A 9,011-nucleotide genomic window follows, 5' to 3' on the forward strand; every position below is an offset into this window, starting at 1 on the left:
CAGGGCCCGCCACGCGACGATTGCCCTCGCAGTGGATGCGCGCCGGTCGCTTCAAGGGTCAGTCGCCGGCGTCCCCGCGGTCGCGCCGGTGCTGCTCGGTGCCCTGCCGAGGCGCCAGCCATGGCTCCCGGCGGATGGTCCAGAGCTCATAGGCGGGCACGAGCGCGCTCGGCGGGCTGTCCAGGGTGCCGAGCTTGATCTCGATCTCGTCCGAACCTTCCGCCCAGCAGAACAGCGGCGAGCCGCATCGCGGGCAGAAGCGCTCGCCGCCCGCCCGGCTCTGCCAGCAGCCGAGCTCGCCGGAGAGCGTCGCGCCGGTCCGGGGCCAGATTCCGAAGAAGGAGAAGGCCGAGCCGGAGCCCTTCCGGCAGGTTTCGCAATGGCAGATGCCGACGCGGATCGGCTCGCCGTCGAGTTCGTAGCGGACCTGTCCGCAGTTGCAGCCGCCTGAAAGTCTCATCGTGGTCTCGCGCGCGTCCCGGTTGTCGCCAGCATGGGCGACAGAGCAACGGGGCTTCGTGCGGAACGGTTCCGGCGAACTGTGCCGGACGGCGCGGGTTTTCTGCAAGGGTTTGCGGATGTGCGGGAGTGCCAAGGCAGGTCGGCGCTCGGTCCGAAATCAGCACTACGTCCCGGACGACCGGCGGTGGTCCGCGATGACCTCGGTGACGATCCTCCCGGCTTTTTCAATCGAGCGAGCATCCTGACCGGCGCTTGCGAGGGTGATGAGGGCCTTCCACAAGGCCCATCCGCGAGCACGACTCCAGGTGTTGTCGTCAAGCGCGAGTTCGGCGCGGAACGCAGCGCGGCTGTCTCCGGAAAACTCTGTCCAGGCCATCACCAGATCGCAGGCGGGGTCGCCTACAGCCGAGCTTCCGAAATCAATGACTGCACAAAGGGCTCCGTCCTTGACCAGCAGATTGCCCGAGGCGATGTCGCCGTGAACCCATAGCGGCTGGCCGCTCCATTCCGACGAGAGTGCCGTTTCCCACACCTCGGCGGCAGAGGCGGCATCAATCCGTCCGGTGAGGGCCGTCAAAGCGGACCGCGTTTCCGAGTCGTAGATGGCAAGGCGCCCGCCACGATGAAAATTGTGGTTCCTGGCGGCAGGTCCGCCGGTGGCATCGATCCGGTGCAATGCAGCCAGGAAGGAGCCCAATGATCGGGCCAAAGCAGGCAGGTCGGCAATATCGCCGGTCGTTGCAGGCTCGCCTTGAAGCCATCGATAGATCGACCAGGGCCAAGGGTAACCTTCGCCTGGCGCGCCCATCGCCAACGGAACCGGGATCGGAAGGGGCAAGTTCGGAGCCAGCCTCGGCAGCCAGCGGTGCTCCTTTTCGACCTGCGGGACATAGCGTTCTGCGCTCGGCAAGCGAACGGACAGCTCCTGGCCAAGGCGAAAGGTTCGATTGTCCCAGCCTCCCGGCTGGACGGCTTCCAGTGCCAGCGTCGCGTATTGCGGAAACTGGGCCTTGATCAGGCGACCAACCAGCTCAACGCTGATCGTTGCAGGCAGGTGCTTCTCCGGGTGTGGCATCGCCGCTTCCAATAACACCGGTTTCGGCTTCCCGCCCGTTGCGGACGCCTCCGGTTCATGAGAAGCCGCGCCCATGCTGAAACGGATCACGCAATGGGCAGGACGGGTCAAGCGTGACGCCGTCGCTCTTTGGATTGCCGCGCGCGATCCGCGGACGCCGTTGATCGCGAAAGCCGTCGCTGCCGCGGTCGCCGCTTACGCCCTCAGTCCGATCGACCTCATTCCGGATTTCATTCCGGTCCTGGGCTATCTGGATGACCTGCTCATCGTGCCCGCCGGGATCGCTCTGGCGGTCCGCCTCATCCCGGCCGAGCTCATGAGCGAGTTTCGAGGGCAGGCCGATGAGCGCGCCAGCCGACCGCGCAGCGCCGTCGGGGCTGCGATCATCGTCCTGATCTGGTTGCTGGGCTTGGCCGCTCTCGGCTTCTGGGCTTTCCGGCAGTTCCGCTAACCGGCCTCACGCCCTGCCGCGTTCGCTCGCATGCGGCTTGACGCGACGGTCGAGGAAATTGCGCAGCTCCGTGACGCGGCGCTCGGCGTCCAGCACCTCGCGGTCGAGGCCATGGGCCCAGGCGAGGTCCTGGCGGGCGGGGTCGGCGTCGAGCGTCTCGAGGTCCGCGAGCCAATCCTTCGCGGTGACCTCGTCCTTGCGGAAGCCCTCCTCGATCAGCAGCGGCACCATGCGGCCGAGGATGGAGGCGACCTGTTTCAGCGGGAATTCGGGGTGATACTGCACGCCCCAGAAGGTGCCGCCATTATGCTTGATCTCGGCGGCCTGGACCTGGCTGATGGCGTTCGAGGCGAGGATCGTCGTGCCATGCGGCGGCAGGGCGACGCTGTCGAGATGGATCGCCGGGGCATCGAAGGCGGCGGGGCGCCCGGCCAGCAGCGCGTGGCCACGGCCGATCTCGGTCGGCGCGATGCGCCGGGCGAAGCCGACCTCGCGCCCGTTCGGATTGGCGGTGACGGTGCCGCCGGCCGCGACCGCGCCCATCTGGATGCCCCAGCAGGAGCCGAAGCTGGGCGTGCCGCTGGCATAGATCGCGCGCATCAATTCGATCTGCCGGGTCACGGCCGGCTCGATCTTGTAGATGTGCAGGGCCGAGCCGGTGAGGAAAATGCCGTCATAGGATTCCAGCCCTGCGGCATCCGGCAGATTGGCGCCCTCATCCGCCGGCAGGCAGATATCCGAGACGATGCCGGGGGCGATCGCGGCGATTTCGGCCGCATAGGCCTCGGCCGGGGTCGCGCCATAGCCGGCGACATGCTCCTCGCGATGCTCGCGCGTATTGCCTTCGACGAAGAGCAGGCGGAGGGGACGGTGGCCGGTCTGGATCATGGGCAGGGTTCCGAGGGATGCATCGGGCGACGGGCAGGTGTGCGCGCAATCTCATAGGAGGGGCGGGTTGCGCAAGGTTATGCAAAGCTCCTTCCTCGCGACAGGGCCGAAACGTGTACCCCTCCCAGACATGGCTGCATCGGGCCTGGGCGAATGCCTATCTTCTGATGATCCTGACGACGCTGATGTGGGCCGGCAACGCCGTGGCGAGCCGGCTCGCCGTCGGCAACATCTCGCCCATGGCGCTGACCTCGTTCCGGTGGATCGCGGTCTGCGCGGTCCTGCCCTGGCTGCTGCGCGACCAGCTCCGCGTCCATTGGCCGGCGCTGCGGGCGCGCTGGGGGTTCATCGCCCTGCTCGGCATGGGCGGTTTCACCATGTTCAACATGCTGATGTATCTCGCTGCCTATTCGACCTCGGCGATCAATATCGGCATTCTTCAGGGCTCGATCCCGATCTTCGTGCTGATCGGCGCCTTCCTGGCCTATCGCACGCGGATCGGCCTGATGCAGGCGCTCGGCGTCGCGGTGACGCTGATCGGTGTCGCGGTCACGGCGAGCCGCGGCGATTTCCATGTCCTGACCGGCCTGCGCTTCGCGGCAGGAGACCTGTTCATGATCCTCGCCTGTGTGTTCTACGCGGGCTACACGGTCGCCGTGCGCAATCGGCCTCCGATGCCGGGGCTGGTCTTCTTCACCGCGGTCGCCTGCTTCGCCTGCGTGATCTCGCTGCCGCTGCTCGCGGCCGAGATCGCGCTCGGCCAGTACTACGCGCCGACGCCGAAGGGCTGGCTCATCCTCGCTTTCGTCGTGATCGGCCCCTCGCTCCTGTCGCAGCTCGCCTTCTTGCGGGCGGTCGAGCTGATCGGGCCCGGCCGGGCCGGCGTCTTCGTCAATCTCGTGCCGGTCTTCGCGCCGATTCTCGCCGTGGCGATCATCGGCGAGCCTTTCGGCCTCTACCATGCGGTCGCGCTCGCGTTGGTGCTCGGCGGCATCTTCATCGCCGAGCGGCTGGGGCGATAGAGCATTTCCGCCTTTCTGCGAAAACGCTCTATCTCCTTGTTTTATCGGATTTTCTTCACGCGAGCCGGTGTCCACCTCGCTCGACAAGGCTCAAGCCGCCGCGTGGCCTTTCAGCGGGCGTCCATGGGGCTGGCTTCCCGCGACAGGCGCCTGCCGATCCGCACCAGCAGGTTCTTCAGCTCGCTTTTGAGTTCCTCGTCGCCAGCGTCCTTCGCGACGCGGTAAGCCTGCATGACATGGTCGGCGACGTTTGCGGTCGGCGTCTCCGTGCCGACCGTCTCCGTGATGTCGAGCGCAATCCCGACATAATGCGTGGCGCTGCCATCCGCCATGCGGTGGCAGCGTGCGAACGCCGCAATGAGCCGCTCGCCCTCGGCTGTCGAGACGCGGTATTGGCTGCTGAAATCGATGCCGGCCCGCGTGCAGTGCGCGACTTCCCGCGCGACCCGCTCGCGATCCCCGGAATGGATGCCGTTGACATAGGCATCGACCGGCGCGCCGCGGATCGCTTCCTCGGGATCGACAGAAAACAGCGCGGCGAATCGTGCATCGGCGTAGAGCCGATCCTGCTTTACATCCCAGTACCACATGCCGAGTATTGTATTGTCGTTGAGGCAGATACTGCCCGGAAACGACATAAACTCCGACCTGCCGCCCTTGAAGACTGCGTCAGACATGTCAGCCTCTCCCTCGTTATTGAGAATGAGAGAGAATCTCCGGCGATACAAGCGCGGGCTCGCCAAAAACAGCGGTTCTCAACGCAAGGCTGAAACCGCCAGCCGCGCCGCCTCGGCGAGTGCGGCTTCCCGCTTCGGGGCATCGGCGCGCGAGCCGGCAAGATAGGTGACGATGACGAAGCGCCGCCCGTCCGGCAGCGTCGCGATGCCGATGTCGTTGGTGGCGTGGTTGATGCCGTCCGTGGTCAGGCCGAGCCCGGTGCGATGAGCGAGGACGGAGCCCGGCGGCAGCCCGGCCTTGAGGCGGCCGGTGCCGATCTTCGATTCGCTGATGACCTTGGTCAGGAAGGCAGTGTGCGCGGGGTTGCGCAGCCAGTTGCCTTCGGCGAAGCCCTCGAGGAAGCGCGCGCTCGCCTCCGGCGTCGCGGCGTCGCGCTTGTCCTTCAGAGCGGCGGCCAGCGCCGCGATGCGCAATTCGGGGTTCAGGGCGCGCAGATCGGCGCGGAAGCGCTGCTCGTCGACGACCTCGTTCCAGCCGAAGCCCTTGAGACCGTAGATCTCCGGCTGGAACTGGCGTTCGTAGCGGTCGATCGACATGCCTTCGATGCCACCGTCGCGCAGCATCTTCGTCACCACCTGCGGGCCGCCGATCTCGCGCATCAACCGGTCGGCCGCCGTGTTGTCGCTCTGGCCGGCGGCGAGGCGGATCAAGTCCCGCACCGGGTAGGTCGCGCTCTCGCCCTTGAATTGCCGGGCGATGGGGCTGTTGAAGAGCGACAGGTCCTTGCGGGTGATGGTGATCGGCTGGTCGAGCTTGAACTTCCCCGCCTCGACCTGCTGTAGCACGGCTACCGCCAGCGGCAGCTTGAAGACGCTCTGCATCGGGAAGGTCTCGGCTCCGCGCCAGGACCAGAGCTTGTGGTCCTTCAGGTCGATCAGCGCGACGCCGAGCCGGCCCTCAGTGCGGCGCTCGAGCTTGGCGATGCCCTTGTCGAGGCTGGGCCGATCCCAATCGGCGAAGGCGGGTGGAATGGCCAGGCCGACGAAAGCGAGGGCGGCGGCAAGGCGAAGGCGGGCAGGCATGGACGTTTCCTCGTGATGTCCGCATCAGAGAGAATGGACATTACGGCGGGGTTACGGCGGTGCGTCAGGCCGGTCCGTTATTCTCGCTGTCGCAGAGTTCGAGCTCTACAGGGCAGTTCTCGATGCCGAAACATTCCGGCAGGAGCTGCTTCACCCGCTCGCGCAGGGCATCGAGCGTGTCGGCCTCGGTGACGATGCCAAGCTCGCCCACATCCATGGCGTACCAGAGGCCCGCCGCCTCGTCGCGGCGGACCTCGAAGCGGATCGGCTCCATCGCCCCGGCGGGCGCGGCGACGAGAGCCTTCAGCGGATTGATCAAGATGTTAAAACCTCAGGCGCCTGGCGCGCTTGACCATGGGGATCTCGTGGATCTTGGCCAGTAGCTCATCCGAGATGGGCTCGTCCACCGCGACATAGCAGATCGCGTCGCCGCCCGGCTTGTCGCGGCCGAGCGCGAAGGTCGCGACATTGACGCCGGCGCCGCCGAGCAGCGAGCCGAAAGCGCCGATGAAGCCCGGCTTGTCGGCGTTGCGGACATAGAGCATGTGCGGCGCGAACTCGGCATCGACGGCGATGTCGCGGATCTCGACGATGCGCGGCTTGCCGTCATGGAAGACGGTGCCGGAGGCATGGCGGGGCATGTCCTCGGCATCGACGACGATGCGGATGACGCTTTCGAGGTTGCCGGCGACGTCGCGGGTCAGCTCCTCGACGACGATGCCCTTCTCCTTGGCGATCAGCGCGGCGTTGACCATGTTGATCTCGGGCAGGAAGGGCCTGAGCACGCCGGTGATCGCGGCGGCCGAGATCGCCTTGAGGTTGAGTGCGGCGACCGCGCCCTCATACTCGATGCGGATGCCCTTGACCGGTGCCTCGGTGAGCTGGCCGAGGAAGGAGCCGAGCTTCTCCGCCAGATCGACGAAGGGCTTGATGCGCGGCGCCTCTTCCGCCGAGATCGAGGGGAAGTTGACCGCGTTGGTGATGGCGCCCTTGAGCAGATAGTCGCTCATCTGCTCGGCGACCTGCAGGGCGACATTCTCCTGGGCCTCGTTGGTGGAGGCGCCGAGATGCGGCGTGCAGACGACGTTTTCCAAGCCAAATAGCGGGTTCGATTCAGCCGGCTCCTGCGAGAACACGTCGAAGGCGGCACCGGCGACATGGCCGGACTTGATCAGGTCCGCCAGCGCCTGCTCATCGACGAGGCCGCCGCGGGCGCAGTTGATGATCCGCACGCCCTTTTTCGTCTTGGCGAGGTTCTCGGCCGAGAGGATGTTCTTGGTCATCTGCGTCATCGGGACGTGCAGCGTGATGAAGTCCGCGCGCTTCAGCAGGTCTTCCAGCTCGACCTTCTCGACGCCCAACGCCACGGCGCGTTCCGGCGACAGATAGGGGTCATAGGCGATGACGCGCATCTTGAGGCCGATGGCGCGCTCGGCGACGATCGAACCGATATTGCCGGCGCCGATCAGGCCGAGCGTCTTGGCCGTGATCTCGACGCCCATGAAGCGGTTCTTCTCCCACTTTCCGGCCTGGGTGGAGACGTCGGCCGAGGGGATCTGGCGGGCGAGCGCGAACATCATGGCGATGGCGTGCTCGGCGGTGGTGATCGAATTGCCGAAGGGCGTGTTCATCACGATGATGCCGCGGGCGGTCGCGGCGGGGATCTCGACATTGTCGACGCCGATGCCGGCGCGGCCGATGACCTTCAGCTTCGCCGCGGCCTCCAGCAGCTTGGCGGTCGCCTTGGTGGCCGAGCGGATGGCGAGGCCGTCATAGTCGCCGATGATCGCGGCGAGCTTGTCCTTGTCCTTGCCGAGGTTGGGATCGAAGGTCACGTCGATGCCGCGATCCTTGAAGATCTGCACGGCGGCGGGGGAGAGGGCGTCGGAAATCAGGACCTTGGGTGCGGGCATGGGAGGCTCCGGCTGGCGCCGCGCTGCACGGGGAGCGTTCGGCGCGTAAAGAGGAGGAGAGCGTCATGGCCGGGCTTGACCCGGCCATCTCGGGACGCGGAGGCGCAGGGCGGCGCCTCTTCTGAAAAGAGATGGCCGGGTCAAGCCCGACCATGACGGCAGCTTGTTACGCCGCCTTCTTGCCCAACCCCGCCTTGGCCTCGGCGAAGGCGTATTCGATCCAGGGCAGCAGCGCCTTGACGTCGCGCGACTGGACGGTCGCGCCGCACCAGATGCGCAGGCCGGGAGGGGCGTCGCGGTAATGGCCGAGATCGTAGCCGGCGCCGGCCTTCTCGATGATCGAGACGACCTGTTTGGCGAAGGCCGCCTGCGCGTCCGCCGGCAGGGCGGTGACGGCCGGGTCGGTGAACTTCAGGCACACGCTCGTGTTGGAGCGCGTCTTCGGCTTCACGGCCAGGAAGTCGATCCAGTCGTTCTCGCGCACGAATTTGGCGATGACGCGGGCGTTGGCATCGGCGCGCTTCACCAGCCCGTCGAGCCCGCCGACCTTCTTCGCCCAGTTCAGCGCGTCGAGATAATCCTCGACCGCGAGCATGGAGGGGGTGTTGATCGTCTCGCCGGAGAAGATGCCCTCGATCAGCTTGCCGCCGGAGGTCATGCGGAAGATCTTCGGCAGCGGCCAGGCCGGCTTGTAGGTCAGCAGCCGCTCGACCGCGCGGGGCGAGAGCACGATCATGCCATGCGCGGCCTCGCCGCCGAGCACCTTCTGCCAGGAGAAGGTGACGACATCGAGTTTCTGCCAGTCGAGGCGCTGGGCGAAGGCGGCGGAGGTGGCGTCGCAGATGGTCAGCCCCTCGCGATCATCCGCGATCCAGTCGGCATCGACGACGCGCACGCCCGAGGTGGTGCCGTTCCAGGTGAAGACGACGTCGCGGTTCTTGGTGTCGACCTTCCTGAGGTTCGGCAGTTCGCCGTAGGGGGCCTCGAAGGTGCGGACATCGGCGAGCTTGAGCTGCTTGACGACATCGGTGACCCAGCCGGCGCCAAAACTCTCCCAGCTCACCATGTCGACGCCGCGGGCGCCGAGCAGGCTCCACAGCGCCATCTCGACGGCGCCGGTGTCGGAAGCGGGCACGATGCCGATGCGGTAGTCGGCCGGAACCTGCAGCACCTCGCGGGTGAGGTCGATCGCGGCTTTGAGCTTGTCCTTGCCGATCTTGGCGCGGTGCGAGCGGCCGAGCGGGGCGTCGGAGAGGTTCTTGAGGGCCCAGCCGGGGCGCTTGGCGCAGGGGCCGGACGAGAAGTTAGGCACGCGCGGACGCGTGGTCGGTGCGGTATTCGCCATCGATGTCTCCATCCTTACAGATGGGCGCGCCCCGTTGGGGGGGCGTGTCCCGTCGATGGGGGTAGAGCCGCTGGGGGTGGGGAGTCAAGCGGGGG

Annotated in this window: 10 protein-coding genes; 2 read left to right on the plus strand and 8 right to left on the minus strand. The window is 66.7% G+C overall.

The features are described from left to right. Positions 1-58: 58 nt before the first annotated feature. Entirely contained in the window at positions 59-460 is a 402-nt protein-coding gene (locus IED13_RS24840) for a GFA family protein (RefSeq protein WP_191125797.1), read from the minus strand. A 165-nt stretch (positions 461-625) separates the two neighbouring features. After that, positions 626-1,537, minus strand: a complete 912-nt coding sequence (locus IED13_RS24845) for an aminoglycoside phosphotransferase family protein (RefSeq protein ID WP_191125806.1) — start codon at positions 1,535-1,537, stop codon at positions 626-628. A 73-nt stretch (positions 1,538-1,610) separates the two neighbouring features. Between IED13_RS24845 and IED13_RS24850 the strand changes: the two genes are divergently transcribed. After that, entirely contained in the window at positions 1,611-1,988 is a 378-nt protein-coding gene (locus tag IED13_RS24850; RefSeq protein ID WP_191125798.1) for a YkvA family protein, read from the plus strand. Between the two features lie 6 nt (positions 1,989-1,994). On the opposite strand, the gene IED13_RS24855 is transcribed toward IED13_RS24850, so the two are convergent. Further along, complete coding sequence (locus tag IED13_RS24855; RefSeq protein ID WP_191125799.1) at positions 1,995-2,876, minus strand: type 1 glutamine amidotransferase; 882 nt, start codon at positions 2,874-2,876, stop codon at positions 1,995-1,997. A 113-nt stretch (positions 2,877-2,989) separates the two neighbouring features. On the opposite strand from IED13_RS24855, the gene IED13_RS24860 reads away from it, so the two are divergent. Continuing rightward, on the plus strand, positions 2,990-3,898 hold the full coding sequence (locus tag IED13_RS24860; protein ID WP_260368464.1) for a DMT family transporter: 909 nt from the start codon (positions 2,990-2,992) through the stop codon (positions 3,896-3,898). A 110-nt stretch (positions 3,899-4,008) separates the two neighbouring features. On the opposite strand, the gene IED13_RS24865 is transcribed toward IED13_RS24860, so the two are convergent. The 5 genes from IED13_RS24865 to IED13_RS24885 all read right to left on the minus strand — a co-directional run bounded on the left by IED13_RS24865 (position 4,009) and on the right by IED13_RS24885 (position 8,916). Beyond that, positions 4,009-4,575: a PAS domain-containing protein gene (locus IED13_RS24865; protein WP_113255144.1), complete on the minus strand. Its 567-nt coding sequence runs from the start codon at positions 4,573-4,575 to the stop codon at positions 4,009-4,011. 78 nt (positions 4,576-4,653) lie between these two features. Further along, positions 4,654-5,658, minus strand: a complete 1,005-nt coding sequence (bla, locus tag IED13_RS24870; protein ID WP_191125801.1) for a class A beta-lactamase — start codon at positions 5,656-5,658, stop codon at positions 4,654-4,656. A 64-nt stretch (positions 5,659-5,722) separates the two neighbouring features. After that, positions 5,723-5,977, minus strand: a complete 255-nt coding sequence (locus IED13_RS24875) for a DUF1902 domain-containing protein (protein ID WP_038363897.1) — start codon at positions 5,975-5,977, stop codon at positions 5,723-5,725. A gap of 4 nt (positions 5,978-5,981) precedes the next feature. Beyond that, a complete protein-coding gene (gene serA / locus IED13_RS24880) occupies positions 5,982-7,571 on the minus strand; it encodes a phosphoglycerate dehydrogenase (protein WP_191125802.1) in 1,590 nt (529 codons plus the stop codon). 166 nt (positions 7,572-7,737) lie between these two features. Further along, complete coding sequence (locus tag IED13_RS24885; RefSeq protein ID WP_191125803.1) at positions 7,738-8,916, minus strand: phosphoserine transaminase; 1,179 nt, start codon at positions 8,914-8,916, stop codon at positions 7,738-7,740. Positions 8,917-9,011: the final 95 nt, after the last annotated feature.

The organism is Allobosea spartocytisi (assembly GCF_014764685.1).
In the GTDB taxonomy this organism is placed as follows: Bacteria; Pseudomonadota; Alphaproteobacteria; order Rhizobiales; family Beijerinckiaceae; genus Allobosea; species Allobosea spartocytisi.

Excerpts from the sequence above, each read along its gene's own strand:
- IED13_RS24850 (WP_191125798.1), top strand. The coding sequence starts at position 1,611 with ATGCTGAAACGGATCACGCAATGGGCAGGACGGGTCAAGCGTGACGCC.
- bla (WP_191125801.1), bottom strand. The coding sequence starts at position 5,658 with ATGCCTGCCCGCCTTCGCCTTGCCGCCGCCCTCGCTTTCGTCGGCCTG.
- serA (WP_191125802.1), bottom strand. The coding sequence starts at position 7,571 with ATGCCCGCACCCAAGGTCCTGATTTCCGACGCCCTCTCCCCCGCCGCC.
- IED13_RS24840 (WP_191125797.1), bottom strand. The coding sequence starts at position 460 with ATGAGACTTTCAGGCGGCTGCAACTGCGGACAGGTCCGCTACGAACTC.
- IED13_RS24855 (WP_191125799.1), bottom strand. The coding sequence starts at position 2,876 with ATGATCCAGACCGGCCACCGTCCCCTCCGCCTGCTCTTCGTCGAAGGC.
- IED13_RS24885 (WP_191125803.1), bottom strand. The coding sequence starts at position 8,916 with ATGGCGAATACCGCACCGACCACGCGTCCGCGCGTGCCTAACTTCTCG.
- IED13_RS24865 (WP_113255144.1), bottom strand. The coding sequence starts at position 4,575 with ATGTCTGACGCAGTCTTCAAGGGCGGCAGGTCGGAGTTTATGTCGTTT.
- IED13_RS24845 (WP_191125806.1), bottom strand. The coding sequence starts at position 1,537 with ATGCCACACCCGGAGAAGCACCTGCCTGCAACGATCAGCGTTGAGCTG.